This is a genomic window from Klebsiella sp. w6 (genome assembly GCF_033100215.1).
Classification (GTDB): Bacteria; Pseudomonadota; Gammaproteobacteria; order Enterobacterales; family Enterobacteriaceae; genus Klebsiella; species Klebsiella variicola.
In genome coordinates this window covers 1832578-1854142 of the sequence record NZ_CP136907.1, presented here as the reverse complement: position 1 = coordinate 1854142, position 21565 = coordinate 1832578, and the positions used below count along the sequence as shown (strand labels likewise).

Below are 21565 nucleotides of genomic sequence, written 5' to 3'. Positions count from 1 at the left end.
TTAAAAGGCAAAAAAATGCCCTCACCTCGATTTGCCGCTCATTTATGGCAATGTCTGTGCACACATAGTGGAAAGTCATTGAGAACAGTCAGTTGCCGTCGTCTTATTTTTTAACAATCCTCATACAGAAAGCACAAAAAACACAACAGATTACGTAGCGCATAAATACGCAGCAAAATATGTAACAAATATTAACGTGCTAAATAGATGGAATAAATTAATGGCGGCCTGGCGGCTATTACGTATTATCCGAAGCACTGAATCATTCACAGCTCAGATGAGAGAACAGAAATTAAGCACTCCTTTTTTTCCCGTCGCTTGTGGTATACTGCGCGGCCTTCACATTGGGTAAGGCGCATTAGCGCAGCGAGTAAACGAGGATATCGATGAGCACACCAGATTTTTCCACTGCAGAAAATAATCAAGAACTGGCGCAGGAAGTCTCCTGCCTGAAAGCGATGATAACGCTGATGCTGCAGGCGATGGGCCAGGCGGATGCGGGTCGCGTGATTATTAAAATGGAAAAGCAGATCGCGCAGATGGAAGATGAGGCTCAGGCTGCCGTATTCTCCAGCACCGTTAAGCAAATTAAACAAGCTTACCGTCAGTAATCCTGTACCGGCTGAAAGTATCCCTGACAGCCGGTGTCACGTCTGGCACGCAGAACGACAGGCGCTCTCAGATTAACCCTGTCGCCACCGCGTAACAGGCTATCTGCGTTTTGTTCGGCGCATTGAATTTCCGTTGCATATTCTTCTGGTGGAAATTCACCGTATTTTCCGAAATAGAAAGAATCATCGCCACCTCCGCCGAGGTCTTCCCTTCCGCGGTCCATTTCAGAATTTCCAGTTCACGGCGGCTGAACTTCATCTCCGGCGGCATGACCATCTCATCTTCCAGACGCAGGAGCGCCAACAAGCTTAGCTCCGTCAGCATGCGCAGGCGCATCTCCAGTTCATCATCAGGATAAGAGCCCGGTAAACGGTTATTCGCGGAGACGGAGAGAAAACCCTGCGCATGGTTGGGCAACGTCAGGCACTGGGTCACCCCTTTTTTCAGACCATGATCGCGGGCGCCGTCCCATAATGCCGCCGCATCGCGAAACAGCCCATCCTCCCATGGCAGATGACCACGCATAAAATTCTCCGGGCGTAATACCGGATCTATCGCGAAATAATTCTCGGCCTGGTAGTGCGACATCCATGCGCGCGGATAGGTCGACTGGAAGGTGACGCGGGGGCGAGTGAAAGGCACCGGGTGGCGTACACAAAGCGTGTAGTAATCATATTCCAGCGCTTCGGTTTCTCGTTGCAGGAGATTATAAACCTCCTCACCAGCGGCCACGGACTGAAATTGATGCAGCATATCCCGCCGCCAGCTGAAAAAATCATTGTCCCTCATAGCTGTGCAAATAACTCCTGATTGATAATCATTATTATAAATACAGAAAACTAACACATAAATCTTATTTATATGTATAAAATATTGTCGGTGTCGCATTTATTAGTCTGAAGGCTTGCCTTTTTCCCGTTCTCAGCGCAGAACCTCGTGCTCACTTTCCCGTCATTTTCTACACCCTACAAGGGGGGATGGGAAGCGGTGTATACGGCCACAGGGAGAAATAGCACAAAGAGGTGACGAGGAGCGTGGCGCGCCGCAGGGAAGACAGGCTGTACGCGGAGGCCCTCCCCCGGGAAAGCCGCCACGTCAGCGCATGGTTTACTGCATCAGAAATTTTTCGAGGAACTGGCGAGTACGCGGCTGCTGCGGGGAGGCGAACAATGCTTTCGCTTCTCCCTGCTCGACAATGCGTCCTTGATCCATAAAGATGGCCCGATCGGCAACGTCGCGGGCGAAACTCATTTCATGGGTCACGATAACCATCGTGCGTTTCTCCTGCGCCAGCTGGCGGATGGTGTTGAGCACCTCCCCCACCAGCTCAGGATCGAGGGCCGAGGTTGGCTCATCAAACAGGATCACGTCCGGACGCATGGCCAGCGCGCGAGCAATAGCCACCCGCTGCTGCTGACCGCCGGAGAGGCGACGAGGATAGCTATTCTCTTTACCGCTGAGACCCACTTTCGCCAGCAGATCGCGCGCCCGCACAATCGACTCCTGCTTATCTTCACCTTTTACGATGACCGGCCCCTCAATAATGTTCTCCAGCACCGTACGGTGGGGAAACAGATTAAAGTTCTGGAAGACAAAGCCGACATGCTGGCGCAGCTGGCGAATGAGTCCTTTCTGCGGCCCCAGGCTGCGACCGGCGTCGATGGTCACATCGCCAACGCGGATGGTGCCGCTCTCCGGTTGCTCCAGCAAGTTGATGCTGCGCAGCAGAGTGGTTTTACCCGAGCCGCTGGGGCCGATGATCGCCACGACTTCCCCTTTCTGTACCTCCAGGTCGATACCGTGGAGCACCGTCTGGCCATGGAATTTCTTCACCAGGCTTTTCACTTCTATCGCACTCATTTCGGATCACGCTCCTGGCGGTTCAGCTGGTTTTCAAAATAGTTCTGCAGCGAGGAGAGGACGGTCGCCATCACCCAGTAGATCAACGAGGCCGCGAGATACATGGTGAAGACCTCAAGGGTTCGCGAGGTGATAAGCTGCGCCTGACGGAACAGCTCTGGCACCTGGATCGTCGCCGCCAGAGAGGTATCTTTGACCAGGCTGATAAAACTGTTGGACAGCGGCGGCAAAGCGACCCGTGCCGCCTGGGGTAAGATGGCCCGGCGCATCGTCTGCCACGGCGTCATGCCGATACTGGCCGCCGCTTCCCATTGCCCTTTGTCGATCGAGGCGATGGCCGCGCGCAGGGTTTCCGCCGCGTAGGCCGCCGTATTGAGCGACAGGCCGATCATCGCCGCCGGAATCGGGTCAAGCTCGATGCCAAACTGCGGCAAGCCGTAGTAGATCATAAACAGCTGGGCGATAAGCGGCGTGCCGCGAAAAATGGAGATATACATGCGCGCCAGCCATTTTACCGGCCAGAGGGGCGACATGCGCATCAGCGCCAGGATAAAGCCCAGCACCAGGCCGAAAAACATCCCGCCAATGCTCAGCTGCAGCGTAAAGACGGCCCCTTTGAGCAGAAAAGGAGCGGAATCGATGACCAGTTGGATACTTTCTTGCATGCTGTCGTTTCTGTATTAAAGGTGAGGATGATAGGCAAACAGCGCCGGCGCCCCGCCGGTATGGACGAACAAAATCGGTCCTTCATCCTTAAAACGCTTCTGCGTAATGCCGTCGATAAGCCCGGCCATCGCTTTGCCGGTATAGACCGGATCGAGCAAAATACCTTCCAGTTGCGCCAGTAGCTTCACGGCGGCCATGCCTTCCTCGTTCGGCGTACCGTAGCCCGGGGCAAAGTAATCATCCCAGAGGGTGATGTCGGCTTTCGCCTGCAGCTCGAGGCTGTTGGCCACGGCCTGCTGCAGCGCCACCACTTTTGGCAGCTGGTCAGCAACAGAGCGCGATACCGTCACGCCAATCAGTTCCGCCTGCGGCATCAGCTGTTCGAGTCCCACTGCCAGCCCGGCATGCGTACCGGCGCTACCGGAAGCCACCACCACCGATGAGATCTCCACCGCGCCTTCACACTGCTGGGCGATTTCCAGCGCGCTTTCCACATAGCCTAACGCCCCGAGCGCATTGGATCCGCCGACCGGGATGACGTAGGGGCGATAGCCCTGCGCCTCGATGCGGGTCGCCAGCTCGTCGAGCTGTTCGGCAGGATTGGTCAGGGCATCGCACATCTCAACCTGGGTATTAAACAGATCCAGCAGCAGGCGGTTGCCATTGCTCAGATAGTTCTCCGCCCCGGTGCCAATGGGGTTTTCCAGTAGCGCCACGCAGTGCAGCCCCAGCTTCGCGGCGACCGCCGCCGTCTGACGCACATGGTTGGACTGGATCGCGCCGGCGGTGATTAAGGTATCTGCCCCTTCCCGCAGCGCATCGGCGGCGAGAAACTCCAGCTTGCGCAGTTTATTGCCTCCCATCGCCAGCGGCGTTGTATCATCGCGTTTGATAAAAATCTCGCGCCCAAGGTGATCGGACAAACGCGGCAGATACTCCAGCGGCGTCGGCGCGCCAATCAATTCCAGACGCGGAAAGCGGGTTAAATTTTGCAGTGACATGGCCCCTCCTGACTCAGTTATGCTTCATTATGCACACAGTTACGCGCTAAATAAAAAAAGGCGCTTCCAGGAGCGCCTTTTTTCACCACTGACCGTTATTTCGTCACGTCAGCGCCAAACCATTTCTCTGACAGCGCCTTCAGGGTGCCATCTTTCTGCATATCCGCGATCGCGGCGTCAATCGCTTTCAGCAGATCGTCGTTGCCTTTGCGCAGCGCCACGCCGGCCTCCTGACGGGAGAATGCTTCACCGGTTACCGCCAGCGTATTGTTAGTTTTCTTCACCAGATCCAGCGCGGCCAGACGGTCAACCAGAATGGCGTCAATACGGCCTACACGCAGATCCTGGTATTTAGTCGGGTCATCATCATAGGTGCGAACATCAACGCCCTGGACGTTCTGACGCAGCCACTCTTCATAGTTAGTGCCCAGCCCGACGCCGACTTTCTTGCCTTTCAGATCCGCCGCGGTTTTAATCGCGCCTTCGTTACCTTTCTTCACCAGCGCCTGCACACCGGAGATAGTGTACGGGGTTGAGAAATCGTATTTCTTCTTACGCTCATCGGAGATAGTGACCTGGTTAATCACTACGTCAATGCGTTTGGAGTCCAGCGAGGCCAGCATACCGTCCCATTTGGTCGGTTTGAGATCGGCTTTCACGCCAAGATGTTTCGCCAGCTCGTTGGCAAACTCCACTTCAAATCCGGTCAGCTTGCCGTCATCGCCCTGGAAGCTGAAAGGAGGATAGGTGCCTTCGAGGCCCACGCGCAGGGTACCGCGCTCTTTAACCTGATTGAGCAGGTTTTCCGCTGCAAAAGTTTTCACGCTAACGCCAGCCATCAAAACAACGGCCATCGCGCCCATCAGCGCCTGACGACCCAGAAGTGCTAATTTCATAGATACCCCGAAGGTTAGGATTTTCCTGTAGTGTAAGGCGCTTAACGGCCCGGCACCAACATCGTTACGCTACATCTTATGCCAATTTATTATATATGATCCCGATTAGGGTATAGCGAAAATCAGGGCTTTCCTCTCCCGTTTTGCGGGATATCTCCCATACTGCAAAGGTCAGCCTGTTGACGTCTGGAGCATGGAAGATGAAAAACCCCACTTTGTTGCAATGTTTTCACTGGTACTACCCCGCCGGCGGCGAGCTATGGCGTGAAGTCGAAGCGCTGGCCCCCAGCCTGAATGAAATCGGCATCAATATGGTCTGGTTGCCGCCCGCCTATAAAGGCGCCTCGGGCGGTTATTCCGTCGGCTATGACACCTATGATCTCTTCGACCTTGGTGAGTTTGATCAAAAGGGTTCAGTCGCCACCAAATATGGCGATAAAGCGCAGCTGCTGGCGGCGATGAAGGCTCTGAAAGAGCATGATATCGCCGTGCTGCTGGATGTGGTGGTGAACCACAAAATGGGCGCCGATGAAAAAGAAACTCTGCAGGTGCAGCGCGTCGATGAGCACGATCGCACCCAGATTGCCGAGGAGATCATTGAGTGTGAGGCATGGACTCGCTATACCTTTCCGGTGCGGGCCGGGCAGTATTCGCAATTTGTCTGGGACTACAAATGCTTTAGCGGTATCGACCACATTGAGAATCCGACGGAAGACGGTGTGTTTAAAATCGTCAACGATTACACCGGTGAAGGCTGGAACGAGCAGGTCGACGATGAGCTTGGCAACTTCGACTACCTGATGGGCGCCAACATTGATTTTCGTAATCACGCCGTTACCGAGGAGATCAAATACTGGGCGCGCTGGGTCATGGAGCAGACCGGCTGCGATGGTTTTCGTCTTGACGCCGTGAAGCATATCCCCGCCTGGTTTTACAAAGCGTGGATCGAGCACGTCCAGGAGGTGGCGCCGCAGCCGCTGTTTATTGTCGCGGAGTATTGGTCCCATGAGGTGGAAAAGCTCCAGCAGTATATCGACCTGGTCGAGGGCAAGACGATGCTGTTCGATGCCCCGCTGCAGATGAAATTTCATGAAGCCTCACGCCAGGGGCGCGATTATGACATGAGCCAGATATTCAGCGGCACGCTGGTGGAAGCCGACCCTTTTCACGCCGTGACGTTGGTGACAAACCACGATACGCAGCCGCTGCAGGCCCTCGAGGCGCCGGTTGAACCCTGGTTCAAGCCGCTGGCCTATGCGCTGATCCTGCTGCGTGAAAATGGTGTGCCGTCGGTCTTTTATGCCGATCTTTTCGGCGCATCCTATGAAGATACCGGCGGCGATGGACAAACCTACGCCATTGAGATGCCCGTTATCGAACAACTGCATGAACTGATCGACGCCCGTCAGCGCTTTGCCCATGGCGTGCAAACGCTGTGGTTCGATCACCCCAACTGTATTGCCTTCAGCCGTAGCGGCACCGACGAGGATCCCGGCTGCGTGGTGGTGATGTCCAATGGCGATGAGGGAGAAAAAACCCTGACTCTGGGCGAGAACTATGGCAATAAACGCTGGCGGGATTTTCTCGGCAACCGGGAAGAGATTGTCGAAACCGACGCTGAGGGTTGCGCGATCTTTACCTGCAACGGGGGTAGCGTGAGCGTGTGGGTGATGGAAGCCGTGCTGTAGTCAGCTGGCGATGTACCTGGCGGGCCGGAACGGGCCCGCCGGAACCTCAGCGCACGGAAGCCGGCGCGCTGACGGCCCCTGTCGTACGCGCTTTGGCCCACGCCTTTTCGCACTCAGGGGTGAGGCGTTCAACGCGAGTCAACGTCATACGATCGTAGGAGAGGGTATTGCCCTCACGCTCGATTGGATAGATATCCAGGGAAGCGGTAACGTTGTAGATCTGGTTATCGCGGTTCATCAGTTTACCCGGCTGCGCGATCACGCGCTGCCACTGGCGGCAGTCGAAGGTATCCCCTTCTTTAGTGACGATCAGGCTGGCGATCGCGTCAGGGCTCATCATTTCACTCTGCGGCCCTTTCGATTGCCAGTAGCCCTCAAGGCCAGCCGGCGCCGGTGCTTTAACGACGTCATCGTAATGATCAACCTGCACACATCCGGCCAGCGCCACCACCATGCCCGCAAAAACTAACTGTTTCATCATTCATCCCACAAGCCGATAAAAAAGTATTGTGGCATTAAAGCGTTAAGCCTTCCACCCCCGCTCCCGGCGGAAAACCGGGCAAAACAGGAACGGGCAGCACCGCCTTCATTTGAAATAAGGAAATTCCGAAAATAAAATAATGTTTGGGGCGTAACCATAGCATCTATGGGCACTTTTTGTTTTTAATCCGCTCACACTACCGGTTCTCGACTTTACTTTAAGAGTTTTCCTGGCAAATTATATGCATAGATGCGGAATAGTTTAACGGAACTAATAGGTTCTTTCGTAAACCTACTATTACTGCTCGCAAGGACTGCTTCGCACAATGCGTGTGAAGAGAATATCGTTACGTGTTGATTGAGGATGGGTCATGTCAACGATGATTATGGATTTGTGCAGTTATACCCGGTTAGGCTTAACGGGTTATCTGACCAGTCGGGGAATAAAAAAACAGGAAATCGTTGAGGTCCATTGCGCGACAGATTTGCAAAAACATTGCGCGTCGTGTTGTCCGGCAGTGGTGTTTCTTAATGAAGACTGCTTCGTGCATGATGATGAAAGTAATGGCATTATTCGCCAGATCATTACGCAAAACCCGGCGACGCTGTTTGTTATCTTTATGTCGCTGGCAAACATTCATTTTGACCGCTATTTGCGGGTACGGAAAAACCTGCTGATCAGTTCGAAATCGATAACGCCAAAAGACCTTGATGTTATTCTGGTTAATTATCTAAAATACAAAAACAGCAGTCTGGGGCAATTAAATTTACCGACGTTGTCGCTGAGTAAAACAGAATCAAATATGCTGCAAATGTGGATGGCCGGGCACGGCACGTCACAAATTTCAACGCAAATGAACATCAAAGCGAAGACGGTATCATCGCATAAAGGCAATATTAAAAAGAAAATACAAACGCACAATAAGCAGGTGATTTACCATATCGTTCGGCTGACCGAAAACGTAACTTCAGGTATTCAGGTGAATCTGCGTTGAAACAGACTGGCGGTAGTACCGCCAGTCCCGTTTTATGAGGCTTCTTTTTCGACGAAGATCCCATCCGGATGCCCTATTTCGTTGAAAAACCAGATCCCTAAAGGATAGTCTTCCAGCGAAACCAGATACATCGTCCCTTCACTAAACGACTCAATTGCCAGCACTACCCCCGATCGACGTGGGCCACCGTCGGTCTTCACCGTGACACGATCGTTCACCTGCATATTCACTCTCCTCTATTTTTCAGCCAGTGTAGAACAAAACCACGCAACTCGCAGCGTCGCGGCCCATGACTGGTGTTTTTTTAGACCGACTATACTTAAAGAGGCTTGAGCGACGCTCAGCGAGGGGGTAATGATGAAGAATCGATTGACTGGCCAGGCCGGAAATGACGTTGATGTCAACGTGGATGCGCTACTGGCAGCGATTAATGAGATTAGCGAAAGTGAAATCCATCGCACTCTGGACGACCCACAGCGCGCCAGCATTGATGGCCGCGGGTCACATACCTGGCGCGAACTGGCGGAGGCATTTGAGCTCGACATTCACGATTTCAGCGCCAGTGAAGTTAACCGCTAACGGCAGGCGAAAAAAATCCCGACTCGCAGGAGTCGGGATCAAACTTGCTAATGCAAGAAGCACTTGAAAATTCGTTACACCGGGAAATCCGATGCGTTAAAACATTATCCTCAATTATTTTGCATGACAAGCGATATTCATGACGCAAATTATTGAGAATGTTAGCGCTTTGCTTTGAGCAGGGCTGCAGGGCTGATGCGAGAAGGCTTCGCCGCAAACCGGTTTCATTCGATAGCGCGATCCCCGTCGAACACTTTAAGAAAAATCTCATTTTGCCTGATTCGGGCGAAACGTTTTGCTCACGCTTCGCTGCGAAAACAGACCTGATTGCGGCCGTTCTGCTTTGCCAGATAGAGACGACGATCGGCCACCGACTGTAAGGCTTCAAACTGATACTCCCCCTGCTCTTCGCTGGTACTGACCCCCAGTGAGGCACTGACCCGCAGCGTCACATTGTTATGTAAAAAGACCTCCCGGCCCTGAATTCGCAGGCGTAGCCGCTCTGCCACCGCCACCGCGTCCTGTAGTGTGGTATTCGGCAGCACGACACAAAACTCCTCCCCGCCCACGCGGCCCAGCAAGTCACCCTCACGAACGGTGCTGGCAAGGGTACTGGCCACCGTCGACAGCACTCTGTCACCCGCCTGATGGCCATAGCGATCGTTGATGCGCTTGAAGTGATCCAGATCGAGCTGGATCACCGACAGCGGCCGTCCACTGCGCTGGCAGGCGCTGGCTACCGCCATCGCCTGTTCAAACAGCGCCCCGCGATTGAGCAGACGGGTTAAGGCATCATGCCATGCCTGCCATTCAAGGGAGGTTTGCAGGACGCTCATATTGCGGACCATGCGGCGGATCACCAGCCAGGAGAGCAACAGCATCAAGGTGAAGAGGACCCACATCAGGGTCAGGGCGATGGTGATGGTGCCAAAATTGCCCCGCACGCCTTCCCGCAGGGTGTGGATCCGCAGCAACACGCCGTCAAAATTGCGCAGTTTGGCCCAGCTGATATAGCGCGTCAGCAAGCGCAGCCCCCCCTGGTTATCATGGACAAACGCGCGGCTGAGCAGTTCCTGTTCCCTGGGGGACAATAGCGTCAGGACATTCCCCGGCGCGGAAGAGGCCAGCAGGTTCAAATGGCTATCATAAAGCTGGTACTCCCCCTCCTGCCCGCCCTGCATGGCGCTGACCAAAAACGCTTTTATTTCACTGACCGAGAAATCCATCGCCAGCACCCCGCGCCAGTAACCGGCGAAATCCAGCGGTATCGAAGCGGTGACCACCTGCTCTTCCAGCTGCGGGTCATCGTCAGGAAAGGTTTGCCAGATAACGCCCCGCCCCGGATTATTCCGCTGGCTCTGTCGGGTAAACCAGAGGGCGCTGATGGCTTGCGAATAGTGGGTCATCACCTGCGACTCGTCCCGCAGCGGCAGGGTCGAGGTGAAAAAGCCGCTGCGAGAGATATACTGCATCCGCTCGGCGAAATCGCGGTCATGTTGCGTCAGATTCAACAGATACCCCAGCTCCAGCGTCGCCATCAACTCATCAGCCGCGAGCGGATCGTCCTTCAGCAGTATAGGGTTGTTACCGACGACGCTCCCCGAGACGCCAAACACCGGCAGCGTACGACGATTCGGCAGCGCTACTCGCCAGGCCTCCTGGTGACGCTGGCTCAGATAGCGCTGACTGGCACTACGCAATACGTCGATATCGAGCGGCTGCTCAAGGGCAGACTGCATGCCGTGGCGAAAAAACATCATCCGGTCAATATTGAACTGCAGCAACCCATCCATTTCATGGGCGACATTAGCCAGATTATTACGCTGGTTGGCCACATAGGCCTCTTCCAGGACGTTGATTTCACGCCAGATCAGTAACGTGGAGAAAAAAAGCACCACAATAAAACAAACGTTAACCACATGCGCCGGGCGAGTCAGGTGGCGGAGCTTGTTTATCTTCAACCGAAGTGGCTTATCCATCATTATCTCGCAGTACGTTGCGCAAACCTGACGACATCAGCGCCCCAGCTGGTGTCTACGCCGGGCGCGCTTTTAGCGTAGACGACGCAGCGCCGTCACGCTGCGTGCAGCCACTCTACTTCACTGACCGGCGCAGACTGCTCACCACTTTCACGCCCGCCAGCACCACTGCGCCAATGATAAAACCCAGCACCAGGTTGGCAATGACCGGCAGCAGGGAAGCCAATATCCCGCCCAGCCCCGCGCTCCAGTGCGCAATGGCATGATGCAGTGGCGCAATGCCGTGAACCACAATCCCGCCGCCGACAAGGAACATCGCCAGCGTCCCAACGATGGAGAGCACTTTCATCAGCCAGGGGGCTACCACTAACAATCCTTTGCCCAGCCATTGCGCCAGCGCAGCGCGTTTCTCTGCCAGCCAGTAGCCCATGTCGTCCAGCTTAACGATCACCCCCACCAGGCCATAGACCCCGATGGTGACCAGAATCGCGATCCCCGAGAGGATCAGGATCTGATTGAGCAGCGGCGCTTCCGCCACAATGCCGAGGGTGATGGCGACAATTTCCGCGGACAAAATAAAATCGGTGCGAATCGCCCCTTTCACTTTGTCACGCTCAAAGGCCAGCGGGTCACGTTCCGCCAGCGCCTGAAGACGCTGCTGCCGTTGCGCAGGGTCCTCCTTGTGCTTACGCGCCTCCAGGCTGTGAAGGACCTTCTCCACCCCTTCAAAACAGAGGAATGCGCCTCCCAGCATCAGCAACGGCGTAATCGCCCAGGGGATAAAAGCACTGATCAATAGCGCCAGCGGCACGAGGATCACTTTATTAATGAACGAACCTTTCGCCACGCCCCAGACGACCGGCAGTTCACGATTCGCTCGCACGCCGGTCACCTGCTGAGCATTGAGCGACAGATCGTCGCCCAATACCCCGGCTGTTTTTTTCGCCGCCAGCTTGCCCATCACGGAAATATCGTCCAGCAGCGTGGCGATATCATCGAGTAATGTTAAAAGACTACTTCCTGCCAAAATAATTTCCTTCTCTTTTCATCAATGTCTCCCTCGAGTATGCGTTAAAAAACGGCCGGTGCCCAAGGTACAATTAGTCAATATAAATTTAACAAACTCGGGCAAATTAAGCGCTCGCCAGCGCGATAGTTTTCACGTTTACTATATGTCCCCTTTCTATCTCTGCACCGTCGTGAGGAAGTATGTCTACCCGTCAGCTGTTACCGCTTATCGGGGCGCTGTTTGCGCTGTATATCATTTGGGGCTCTACCTATTTTGCCATCGCCGTCGGCGTCGCCAGCTGGCCGCCGCTGATGATGGCCGGTATTCGCTTTCTCTCTGCCGGCGTGCTACTGCTGGGCTGGCTGCTGGCCACCGGCCATAAGCTGCCAGCCCGCCGGCCGCTGCTTAACGCCGCGCTGATCGGGGTCTTGCTGCTTGCCGTCGGCAACGGCTTCGTCACTCTCGCCGAACATCAGCACGTTCCGTCAGGGATCGCGGCGGTGATGGTCGCCACCGTGCCGCTGTTCACGCTATGTTTCAGCCGCTTTTTCGGCATCGCCACCCGTAAACTGGAGTGGCTGGGCATTGCCATTGGCCTGGCAGGTATCGTCATGCTCAACAGCGGTGGCAACCTGAACGGCAACCCCTGGGGCGCGCTGCTGATCCTGATTGGTTCGCTAAGCTGGGCGTTCGGCTCGGTTTACGGGTCGCGGATTGAGCTGCCGACCGGCATGATGGCGGGAGCTATCGAGATGCTCGCCGCCGGGATCGTCCTGCTGGTCTCGTCATGGCTGACCGGTGAGACGTTAACCCATGTCCCCTCGTGGTCCGGGATCGCCGCCCTGGCCTACCTGGCTATCTTTGGCTCGCTAATCGCCATCAACGCCTACATGTTTTTGATCCGCAACGTCACCCCGGCGGTAGCCACCAGCTATGCCTATGTTAACCCGGTGGTGGCCGTCTTGCTCGGCACCGGGTTTGGCGGTGAAAGCCTGTCGCTCATTGAATGGCTGGCGCTGGCAGTGATTATTTTCGCCGTAGTGCTGGTGACGCTGGGAAAATATCTCTTCCCCGCCCGCAGCGAAGCTACTCCTTGCAAGGCGGCGAAGTAAACGCCAGCTCGCGGATCCCCTGCGTATCGATCTGCGCGTCGTGCCCGGCGCCGCAGATCCACTCTTCCAGACGCTCGGTGAGCGCCTCATCATTTAGTTTCAACCGGCCGCGCAGGGCGCATTCCCAGATGATAAGCACCCGCCAGCCCTGCTCAGCCAGCTGTTGCCGGTCGCGGGCGTCACGCGCCACGTTGCCAGCGATTTTATCCAGCCAGAAAGCCGTCCGGGTGGCCGGCACCTTAAACAGATAACAGTCATGGTGATGCCAGAAACAGCCGTGAGTAAAGATAACGCAGCGGTAGTCGGGTAAGGCGAAATCGGGGCGTCCTGGCAGCGCGCGATCCTGGGCGACAAAGGTGAATCCCGCCCCGGTCAGCAGCGTCGCTATCCGCTTTTCAATCGCCGTATCGCGCGTGGCGATAGCCCGCATATTTTTACTGCGCGTGGCTTTATCGTGAACATCCGCCATCGTTATCATCCGCTTCGCGACGCGCCACCGCCTGGGCGATACGCGGCGCCAGGAGCTTCGCCACCGCGGCGAAGACCGGAACCACCACCGAGTTGCCGAACTGACGATAGGCTTGGGTATCCGACACTGGAATGCGGAACCGTGAACCCTGGGGCGATTCAAAGCCCATCAGCCGGGCGCATTCGCGCGGCGTCAACCGGCGAGGCCGCCGCTGTTGGTTCTGTGGATCGTCAAAATGCTGCTCGCCCAACGGCCGGTCCCAGCCGCGGTCGACGAGAATTTCGGCACCGTCTTTATAGTAGCGGGCAGAGAGTGTTCGAGCCACGCTGTGGGGATTACCGGGGTCTACCAGGCCATAACCAAAGCCATTACCCCGCGCCTGATGCTTGCGGGCATAACGATAGAGATATTTCCACAACACCGGCGTAAGGATAAATTTGGCATCCACCGTCGGCTCCAGCAGCTCGCCAAACGTCGGCCGCACCGCCGGATAGAGCGCAGCGATATCGCGCAGCGTAAATCCTTCATGCAGCTGCAGGTCGCGGCGGAAACCCACCAGCACGATGCGCTCCCGGTGCTGTGGTAAGAAATGGCGCCCGTCGATGACCTTAGGGTCATCCGGCCCGGTATGCCCGGCATCGGCCACCTCATACCCTAGCTCATCCAGCGTCTGCATGATGATGCGGAAGGTGCGTCCCTGATCGTGGCTTTTGAGGTTTTTGACATTCTCCAGCACAAAAATCGCCGGCTGACGCGCGGCGATAATTCTCACGACATCAAAAAATAGCGTCCCCTGGGTTTCGCAGGCAAAGCCGTGCGCGCGCCCCATGGCATTTTTTTTGGAGACGCCAGCGAGTGAGAAAGGCTGGCAGGGAAAGCCGGCCAGTAAGACATCATGCTGAGGAATCGTCTCGCGGATATGCTGCGCCGCTTCTTCATCGCTGACATCGGGGCGGTGGCTGAGCGTGGCATCGCGGATATCTTCATTAAAACGATGCTGTTGCGGATCACAGTACCAGTTGGCCTTGTAGGTACGCACCGCGTGCTTGTTCCACTCGCTGGTAAAGACGCACTGCCCGCCGATGGCTTCAAAACCGTTGCGGATCCCGCCGATACCGGCAAACAAATCGACAAAGCGGAACGCATAATGCGGGTGATGAGCTGGCGGCGCCGGCAGCAGCGTCGCCAGATGGGCGATCTCCTGCGGACGCAAACGCCCCGCCGCGCGGGAGAGCGCCGCCACGCGCTTGAGGATCGCCGCGCTCCAGTGCTGTTCGCCGACGCTTACCAGTTCGGCGACCAGCGTTTTCACATCATAGATCGTCATCAGCTGACGCAGCAGCGCCTGAGCCTCTTCCCCGGCCTGCTCAGCCAGCGGCAACGACCTGTTTTCCTTAATTAACTTTTGCGGCATATCCTCAACCAGCGCGGACGATTTTTGCAGAGAGTACCATAAATCACCGGTCGGTTGACGCCTGCGGTGCAAAGCGGCGTAAAACCGCTTCATCCAGCGCCAGCGGCTCCCCCTGCAGCTCCGCGCTAAGCTTGGCCATAAATTCGACGAGGAAGCGGGCATTGTGCTGCGCCATCTCTTTTCCTCTGGTCGTCTGCATGGTCTCCGGCAGGCGCAGGAGTTTGCACTGGAAATGGTCAAGGGCATATCTGCGGTCATCCAGCGCCCGCCGGTCAGCAAATGGATCTTCAGCATCAAACAAGATGGTATTCAGGGCGCCGGCGACGGCGAAGACGCGCGCCAGACCAATCGCCCCCAGCGACTCAAGACGGTCGGCATCCTGGACGATTTTCGCCTCCAGCGTGCGTGGCGGGATCGCCGCGCTGAAGCTGTGCGCCTCGATGGCATGGCTGACCGCCGCGTAACGCTCCACGGGAAAATCGGCAAAAGAGGACTGTAGGATCGCGAGGGTTTTCTCGGCGGCCATCATCGAGGAACGGCTTCGCTCCGGATGATTCTTCGGCAAGCTGACGATGTCATGAAAATAGCAGGCCGTGAGGAGTACCAGTCGGTCGACCTCCTCCCCGGCGGCCAACAGGGTAGCCGTGGCCCAGACGCGACGGAAATGGGACAGATCGTGTGCGGCATCATCCTGCGCGTGGTGCGTCAGTATCCAGTGCTCATATCGTTGCTGCCAGTCAACCAGGTTCATAGGCTTTCCTTTATGTGAAGGTCAGCCTCGAGCATAGCAACTTTACCGCTGATGATCCCGCTCGCCGCGAGACGGCCGGGTATACCAGACAACCGCCCCGAGGATCGCGCCAATGCCCGCAAGGACTAACATCCCCAACAGCGCACCAAGCCATTTTCCCGCTGTGGTTCCCAAATCGCCCTCCACGCTGGCGCCGGGAACGCTGTGAATTTTTCCGACCACCCACCAGTAACGCACGATGACCCAGACACAATATCCGCAAAAAGCATACAACGCCCATAACGCGAGCTTCCCTCCGGGGCTGCGTTTTGCCTGCTCTTCCATCTCATTCCTCTCCGTGACACAACACACTACCGCCACTCAAAACGTGACAAGCATCACATTATACCGCCAACCTGTGCAGCAGGCAGCAGTTTCATCCCCATCTTCTACGTCAACCTGCGACTTATGCTGCCGGTGAGCGGGCGCTGAAGTGTTTTATTTATTCTTCGCCCCATGCAAAAAATTTATTCCGGCGCGGGAGGTCGCGTGTTGCATTGATAATCTATTGATTATTTTTGCCGGCCAAAAAGCAATTTTCGTGATGAATGATGCCTTGATGTTAATTCATATAACTCATTTCATTAAGTTAACAAAATCAATCAAACCAAGTCATATCCCATTGCTATATAACAAAATAATACTCCACCAAAAATTATTCATAAATAATATAAAGAACCAAATTGAAATAAATTGAAATGTTTTATATTATTTATTTACATCTTTTATTTTAAATAAAAATGAACTTAGTCGTTAGTATCTGATAGTCATTCCGGAGGGATTGTCATAATTCATAGAAATTATTATTAAAAGGGAATATATAATGAAAAGAAAAGTACTGGCACTCATGGTACCGGCATTATTAATGGCCAATGCCGTTAATGCCGCGGAAATCTATAACAACAACGGCAACAAACTGGACCTTTACGGAAAAGTCGACGGCCTGCACTACTTCTCTGACGACACTTCAGAGGATGGCGATCAGACCTATGCTCGCTTTGGTATAAAAGGCGAAACGCAGATCGCTTCCGAGTTAACCGGCTACGGTCAGTGGGAATACAACATTCAGGCAAATACCACTGAAAAAGAAGGCGCAAACTCCTGGACCCGTCTGGCCTTCGCTGGTCTGAAGTTTGCCGACTACGGCTCACTGGACTACGGTCGTAACTACGGCGTGGTGTACGACATTGAATCCTGGACCGATATGCTGCCGGAATTCGGCGGCGATACCTACACCCAGACCGACGTTTACATGACCGGCCGTACCAACGGCGTGGCAACCTACCGTAACAGCGACTTCTTCGGCCTCGTCGACGGTCTGCATTTCGCTCTGCAGTATCAGGGTAATAATGAAAACGCCGGTTCTGGCGAAGGCACTAATAACGGCGGCAAACGTAAACTGGCGCGGGAAAATGGCGACGGTTTCGGTATCTCCAGCTACTACGATCTTGATATGGGGATCAGCGTAGGGGCAGCGTATTCGTCTTCTGACCGTACCCATAACCAGCTGGCAGAGGCTCGTAGCAGCCAGCGCTACGCCAATGGCGATAAAGCTGACGCCTGGACCGTCGGCGCGAAATATGACGCCAACAACATCTATCTGGCCGCCATGTATGCTGAAACCCGCAACATGACCTTCTACGGCAACGATAGTTTTGGTGGGATTGCCAACAAAACGCAGAACTTCGAAGTGGTCGCGCAGTATCAGTTTGACGACTTTAATTTACCGCTGCGTCCGTCTGTCGCCTATCTGCAGTCGAAGGGTAAAGATCTCTACACCTATTCTCGCTACGGCGACAAGGATCTGGTCAAGTATGTCGACGTGGGCATGACCTACTACTTCAACAAAAATATGTCCACCTATGTGGATTACAAAATCAACCTGCTGGATGAAGACGACCGCTTCTACAAAAACAGCGGTATCGCGACCGATGACATCGTCGCCCTCGGCCTGGTCTATCAGTTCTGATCCCCGTCAAAGCCCGCGTTCAGCGGGCTTTTTTATGTTCCCGCTCCGTTGAGATCACTCTTTTCGACATTGCCGCTTTCCAGGCGTACCTTCCCTCTTTATGATGCGTTTAAGCTCGTTCGGGCAAAAAGCGGCGATAAGGTCCTAAAAGGATAAAGCGCGCTACCGCGTCTCTACGCTGAAACCAGGACGATGATGATGGCGATACCCCAGCGCAGGCGTTATACCTGAAGCTAACGGTGTGATTGAAGGGGAATGGTCATTAAGAGAAAAGTGGCGGAGAGAGGGGGATTTGAACCCCCGGTAGAGTTGCCTCTACTCCGGTTTTCGAGACCGGTCCGTTCAGCCGCTCCGGCATCTCTCCGCTGTTGTGGTTGCTATAATGCCAGGATCTTTGGCATTTTAATAGCTCCCGTTTCGGTAATCGTGTTCAAGTGACGACTTTGCGAGCAATATGATGTTTAAATGGCCCTGGAAAGCAGATGATGAGTCCGGCAACGCAGAGATGCCCTGGGAGCAAGCGCTTGCCATTCCGGTTTTAGCCCATCTTTCTCCCACTGAGCAGCGCAAGCTTACTCAGTTGGCTGCCCGTTTCTTACAGCAAAAACGTCTGGTGGCGCTGCAGGGGCTGGAGCTCACCCCGCTGCATCAGGCACGCATTGCCCTGCTCTTTTGTCTGCCAGTGCTTGAGCTGGGAATAGAGTGGCTGGACGGTTTCCATGAAGTGCTGATCTACCCAGCCCCGTTCGTCGTGGATGATGAATGGGAAGATGATATTGGTCTGGTCCATAACCAGCGGGTGGTGCAATCGGGACAAAGCTGGCAGCAGGGGCCTGTAGTGCTGAACTGGCTGGATATTCAGGACTCCTTTGATGCGTCAGGCTTTAACCTCGTGGTGCACGAGGTGGCGCATAAGCTGGATGCGAGGAATGGCGATCGGGCCAGCGGCGTGCCGCTTATCCCATTACGCGAGGTTGCCGGCTGGGAGCACGATCTCCACGCGGCAATGAACAATATTCAGGATGAGATAGACCTGGTGGGGGAAAGCGCCGCCAGCATTGACGCCTATGCCGCCACCGACCCCGCGGAGTGCTTTGCCGTCCTCTCGGAATATTTTTTCAGCGCGCCCGAGTTGTTCGCGCCCCGCTTCCCCGCCCTGTGGCAGCGTTTTTGCCACTTCTACCAGCAGGATCCGCTGCAGCGGATACGTGAGAATGGCCTGCAGGATGAAGACAATCGGCGCATTGTTCACTAAAACAACGCCTTGGGCTAAATTTAGCCAGTTGAATCAGCAAGTTAATTTTAGTGTTGACACAAAAATGCGAGGCCAGTAGTATGCGCCTCGTTCACACGATTCCTCTGTAGTTCAGTCGGTAGAACGGCGGACTGTTAATCCGTATGTCACTGGTTCGAGTCCAGTCAGAGGAGCCAAATTTAAAAAAGCCTGCTTTCGAGCAGGCTTTTTGCTTTTTAGCTTCCGTCAGGTCTGCCTCAGTTCTGTCCGGCCCAGCCGCATAAGAGCTAGCGGCGCATCAGCGCCTCCTGCCAGCGTCGCGTCAGATAGTTATGTTCATCCATCACCGAATTCCATACCGCAATATGTCCCATCCGCTGCTCGTAGCTTCCACCATCCCGACGCTCACCCGCAGGAATAAGCGGCGCGCCAGAGGCATCGAGGAGTAATTCAGCTGCCGGTTTTCCTGCATACCAATAGTCCCATTCGGCCTGAGACAGACAAGCGCGGCTCCGCTGAGGGTTTGAAATATAATACCCCTGCCGGGCCATTACTGCGCCGGGCCAACCAGACTGCCACCAGTTAAGGTAATCATAAGCCGCTTCTTTTACCTTCCCAGTCACGCAGCGAGACAGCGACATGCCGCCATACCACGCCCGATAGCCTTCACGCGGGCGCGCCATTTTATAGCCTCGCTGATGGAAATGGTGCCGGAAATAGATGGGAGCCCATAAGCTCTGGACCTCAACGCATCGATTATCGATTAAATCGCATGCCTGCTCCTGGGACGACCAGAATGCGGCAAAGTGTCCCTGGCGATTAAGATGGGCTAATCCTTGTGTCAAAACATCGATCTCTTCCAACGTCAAATTGCCAATATCGGCAAACTGCGCCATCCCCGCGCCCTGCATGGCCAGAGCGGCATCGATCCCTCCCATAGCTGCATCCTCCTGCAGGGCGACCGCGCCAGTAAGCGCGCTATGCAGTAACCATCCCCAACTCTCTTCTTCCTGCTGAAGCGCCTCGGGAAGACGGTCGACATGATAAGCAAAGCTATCGGCATTATGCGTCAATGGCAGCATGCTGATGAGATCGCTCGGCTGGCTGCTTAAATGGCGATCCCGTTGAACGTACAAGCGCTGGGACGGTACGCTGCCATCGGCCACAACGCCGTTCAGGGTGCCCTGCTTCGCCAGTTCGTTCACCTCGTCCCAATATTTCAGCCGCTTCACCTCCAGCGGCTGAATAGCACGGGCCGGCCAGACAAAATCGATATTATGAAACCACTGGTCATAGAGATCGTAACTGTCAGGCTGCATAACCGCGATGCGCTGGGCATCTTCCACGCTATGCAGCAGGTATTCGATCTTAATCCCCAGCTCCTGCTCAGCGCGAACACGCAATATCTCCAGTAATGTCACCGACGTGCCCAACACCCGAAGCGTTAATGGAGGAGAAATAATCGCCGCAGAACTCATCCCTTCAGGACTCCTGTAATACTTGCATAAAGCGGCTAAAGGCCTGCTGCAAGCGATGCGCCTCCAGTCCACGTAAGATAAATACCAACGTTGAATGGCTTAAGGCTCCAGGCCAGTCATCCAAATGCACCGGAGGATGCAACGTGTGCTGTACACCATGAATAACCACCGGAGTCTCACTGTCGCTTACACGCAAAATGCCTTTCATTCTCAGCACCGCGTTACCATGGCAATGTAATAGCATGGATAACCAGATAGCAAAAGCGGGCCAGTTTAACGACTGCTCAAGCGAAATCACGCATGTTTCTGTCGTGGGATGCGCCCCGCCATCGCGCTTTGGCACCAACGAAAACGTGTTGTCAGCACATGACCCTAACCAGCGGAAACGCTGTTCATAAGAGCCGCGAAATACTTCACTTCGGAACAGCCAGTCCGGGGTATCCTGCGCCAGCCGCGTAGTGCTCACTTCCGCCAGCGGATTAAGCTGACGCAGCCACTGCTCGAGCGTCACCGTCTCCTCGGGGGCAATGCGATCGCTTTTACTCACCAGCAGTTTGTCCGCCGCCGTCACCTGCGCAAGCCACTCGGGCTGAAGATCGGCTTGACGGTGGGCATGTTCCGCATCGACGAGTGTGACCAGCGTCCCTGGCGTGAAATGGCTCTGCAACTGACGATCGTGGAGAAGTGTCGATAAGATGGGAGCCGGATCGGCCAGCCCGCTGGTTTCCAGAACAACGTAGCGAAACGCCGGGATCAGGCCGCGCGCCCGCCGTTCATAAAGCGCCAGCAGAGCGGCCTGCAATTCCCCACGAATCTGACAGCATACGCAACCGCTCGGCAATAACACAGTATCCGGCGCGACTGCGTGAAGCAGATGATGGTCGATCCCCACCTCGCCAAACTCATTCACCAGCAGAGCAATATCGTTCACGTCCTGCCGGGCGAGCCAGTTTTTCAGCAGCGTTGTTTTACCGCTACCCAGGAACCCGCTCAGCACATGGAGGGGTAATTTCTCTTCAGCAGGCATCGTTTTCCCCTTTGGCCTCAAGCGATGCTAACCAGGCATCATCGAGCGGATCGATCGCCTGATGCAGCATGTTCTCGGCTTCTTTCCACAACCGATCCAGGGAGTGGACCAGCACCTGTTGTCCCGTCGGGCTGGCCAGCAGCCATTGACCATGAAACTCCGTCAGCGAGAGGCGCCAGGGCTTCAGCGTACGGTTTAGTAATGCCAGCTGCCGCAGACGCAGCTGGCGTAGGGGAATATCCTGCCGCAGCGGATCGCTCCACTGCGGCCCGTTATCAAGCAGGCCGCACACTCCGCACATCATCCA

23 protein-coding genes and 2 tRNA genes are annotated in these 21565 nt (G+C 55.1%); 8 read left to right on the top strand and 17 right to left on the bottom strand.

Features of this window, described 5'->3' with window-relative positions:
- The first annotated feature begins 386 nt into the window (after window positions 1-386).
- A complete protein-coding gene (locus R0140_RS08905) occupies window positions 387-611 on the top strand; it encodes a DUF2594 family protein (protein WP_004122104.1) in 225 nt (74 codons plus the stop codon).
- 67 nt (window positions 612-678) lie between these two features.
- Here the strand turns inward: R0140_RS08905 and sdiA are convergent, their stop codons facing one another.
- The 5 genes from sdiA to tcyJ form a co-directional block, all read right to left on the bottom strand.
- On the bottom strand, window positions 679-1401 hold the full coding sequence (sdiA, locus tag R0140_RS08900; RefSeq protein ID WP_008804217.1) for a transcriptional regulator SdiA: 723 nt from the start codon (window positions 1399-1401) through the stop codon (window positions 679-681).
- A 318-nt stretch (window positions 1402-1719) separates the two neighbouring features.
- Complete coding sequence (gene tcyN / locus R0140_RS08895; RefSeq protein WP_008804216.1) at window positions 1720-2472, bottom strand: L-cystine ABC transporter ATP-binding protein TcyN; 753 nt, start codon at window positions 2470-2472, stop codon at window positions 1720-1722.
- A complete protein-coding gene (gene tcyL, locus R0140_RS08890; protein ID WP_008804215.1) occupies window positions 2469-3137 on the bottom strand; it encodes a cystine ABC transporter permease in 669 nt (222 codons plus the stop codon). The genes tcyN and tcyL overlap by 4 nt, the downstream gene beginning before the upstream one ends.
- 15 nt (window positions 3138-3152) lie before the next feature.
- Window positions 3153-4139, bottom strand: coding sequence for a D-cysteine desulfhydrase (gene dcyD, locus R0140_RS08885; protein ID WP_012541230.1), 987 nt, complete (start codon window positions 4137-4139; stop codon window positions 3153-3155).
- A gap of 95 nt (window positions 4140-4234) precedes the next feature.
- Entirely contained in the window at window positions 4235-5035 is an 801-nt protein-coding gene (gene tcyJ / locus R0140_RS08880; protein ID WP_008804213.1) for a cystine ABC transporter substrate-binding protein, read from the bottom strand.
- A gap of 200 nt (window positions 5036-5235) precedes the next feature.
- Between tcyJ and amyA the strand changes: the two genes are divergently transcribed.
- Window positions 5236-6723, top strand: a complete 1488-nt coding sequence (gene amyA, locus R0140_RS08875) for an alpha-amylase (RefSeq protein WP_032733298.1) — start codon at window positions 5236-5238, stop codon at window positions 6721-6723.
- A 46-nt stretch (window positions 6724-6769) separates the two neighbouring features.
- Here the strand turns inward: amyA and yedD are convergent, their stop codons facing one another.
- Window positions 6770-7204 carry a lipoprotein YedD gene (gene yedD, locus R0140_RS08870; RefSeq protein ID WP_074423851.1) on the bottom strand — a complete coding sequence of 145 codons (435 nt, stop codon included), beginning with the start codon at window positions 7202-7204 and terminating at the stop codon, window positions 6770-6772.
- 370 nt (window positions 7205-7574) lie between these two features.
- Here yedD and rcsA point away from each other — a divergent pair, with 370 nt between their 5' ends.
- Window positions 7575-8198: a transcriptional regulator RcsA gene (rcsA, locus tag R0140_RS08865; protein WP_008804210.1), complete on the top strand. Its 624-nt coding sequence runs from the start codon at window positions 7575-7577 to the stop codon at window positions 8196-8198.
- Window positions 8199-8230: 32 nt separating this feature from the next.
- Here the strand turns inward: rcsA and dsrB are convergent, their stop codons facing one another.
- Entirely contained in the window at window positions 8231-8422 is a 192-nt protein-coding gene (gene dsrB, locus R0140_RS08860; protein WP_012541227.1) for a protein DsrB, read from the bottom strand.
- 133 nt (window positions 8423-8555) lie between these two features.
- On the opposite strand from dsrB, the gene R0140_RS08855 reads away from it, so the two are divergent.
- The gene (locus R0140_RS08855) at window positions 8556-8777 is read left to right on the top strand and encodes a YodD family protein (protein ID WP_032691215.1); all 222 of its coding nucleotides are present in this window, start codon (window positions 8556-8558) and stop codon (window positions 8775-8777) included.
- Window positions 8778-9076: 299 nt separating this feature from the next.
- Here the strand turns inward: R0140_RS08855 and dgcQ are convergent, their stop codons facing one another.
- Together dgcQ and R0140_RS08845 are read right to left on the bottom strand one after the other, a co-directional pair.
- A complete protein-coding gene (gene dgcQ / locus R0140_RS08850; protein ID WP_032740364.1) occupies window positions 9077-10756 on the bottom strand; it encodes a cellulose biosynthesis regulator diguanylate cyclase DgcQ in 1680 nt (559 codons plus the stop codon).
- Window positions 10757-10871: 115 nt separating this feature from the next.
- Window positions 10872-11783: a DUF808 domain-containing protein gene (locus R0140_RS08845; RefSeq protein ID WP_032730735.1), complete on the bottom strand. Its 912-nt coding sequence runs from the start codon at window positions 11781-11783 to the stop codon at window positions 10872-10874.
- Between the two features lie 182 nt (window positions 11784-11965).
- Between R0140_RS08845 and yedA the strand changes: the two genes are divergently transcribed.
- The gene (gene yedA, locus R0140_RS08840; RefSeq protein WP_008804205.1) at window positions 11966-12877 is read left to right on the top strand and encodes a drug/metabolite exporter YedA; all 912 of its coding nucleotides are present in this window, start codon (window positions 11966-11968) and stop codon (window positions 12875-12877) included.
- Here yedA and R0140_RS08835 read toward each other — a convergent pair.
- The 4 genes from R0140_RS08835 to drpB form a co-directional block, all read right to left on the bottom strand.
- Window positions 12852-13346, bottom strand: a complete 495-nt coding sequence (locus tag R0140_RS08835) for a very short patch repair endonuclease (protein ID WP_012967659.1) — start codon at window positions 13344-13346, stop codon at window positions 12852-12854. The two genes, yedA and R0140_RS08835, sit on opposite strands and share 26 nt — an antisense overlap.
- Window positions 13327-14727, bottom strand: coding sequence for a DNA cytosine methyltransferase (locus R0140_RS08830; protein ID WP_165818811.1), 1401 nt, complete (start codon window positions 14725-14727; stop codon window positions 13327-13329). The genes R0140_RS08835 and R0140_RS08830 overlap by 20 nt, the downstream gene beginning before the upstream one ends.
- 76 nt (window positions 14728-14803) lie before the next feature.
- Window positions 14804-15511 carry a phosphohydrolase gene (locus tag R0140_RS08825; RefSeq protein ID WP_032730737.1) on the bottom strand — a complete coding sequence of 236 codons (708 nt, stop codon included), beginning with the start codon at window positions 15509-15511 and terminating at the stop codon, window positions 14804-14806.
- A gap of 42 nt (window positions 15512-15553) precedes the next feature.
- On the bottom strand, window positions 15554-15835 hold the full coding sequence (gene drpB, locus R0140_RS08820) for a cell division protein DrpB (RefSeq protein WP_008804201.1): 282 nt from the start codon (window positions 15833-15835) through the stop codon (window positions 15554-15556).
- 538 nt (window positions 15836-16373) lie between these two features.
- Here drpB and ompC point away from each other — a divergent pair.
- Window positions 16374-17519, top strand: a complete 1146-nt coding sequence (ompC, locus tag R0140_RS08815) for a porin OmpC (protein ID WP_008804200.1) — start codon at window positions 16374-16376, stop codon at window positions 17517-17519.
- 274 nt (window positions 17520-17793) lie between these two features.
- Here the strand turns inward: ompC and R0140_RS08810 are convergent.
- Window positions 17794-17883 (bottom strand) — tRNA-Ser (locus R0140_RS08810).
- Between the two features lie 90 nt (window positions 17884-17973).
- Here R0140_RS08810 and mtfA point away from each other — a divergent pair.
- Both mtfA and R0140_RS08800 read left to right on the top strand, forming a co-directional pair.
- Window positions 17974-18774, top strand: a complete 801-nt coding sequence (gene mtfA / locus R0140_RS08805) for a DgsA anti-repressor MtfA (RefSeq protein WP_008804199.1) — start codon at window positions 17974-17976, stop codon at window positions 18772-18774.
- Window positions 18775-18874: 100 nt separating this feature from the next.
- Window positions 18875-18950: transfer RNA gene (locus R0140_RS08800), tRNA-Asn, on the top strand.
- 90 nt (window positions 18951-19040) lie between these two features.
- Here R0140_RS08800 and R0140_RS08795 read toward each other — a convergent pair.
- From R0140_RS08795 to R0140_RS08785, 3 genes are read right to left on the bottom strand one after another with little or no spacing between them, the layout of a single operon-like run.
- The gene (locus tag R0140_RS08795; RefSeq protein ID WP_023297892.1) at window positions 19041-20231 is read right to left on the bottom strand and encodes an ABC transporter substrate-binding protein; all 1191 of its coding nucleotides are present in this window, start codon (window positions 20229-20231) and stop codon (window positions 19041-19043) included.
- A 4-nt stretch (window positions 20232-20235) separates the two neighbouring features.
- Window positions 20236-21258 carry a CobW family GTP-binding protein gene (locus tag R0140_RS08790; RefSeq protein ID WP_032740041.1) on the bottom strand — a complete coding sequence of 341 codons (1023 nt, stop codon included), beginning with the start codon at window positions 21256-21258 and terminating at the stop codon, window positions 20236-20238.
- On the bottom strand, window positions 21248-21559 hold the full coding sequence (locus R0140_RS08785) for a hypothetical protein (protein ID WP_016161414.1): 312 nt from the start codon (window positions 21557-21559) through the stop codon (window positions 21248-21250). Before R0140_RS08785 ends, R0140_RS08790 begins: the two co-directional genes overlap by 11 nt.
- Between the last annotated feature and the right edge of the window lie 6 nt (window positions 21560-21565).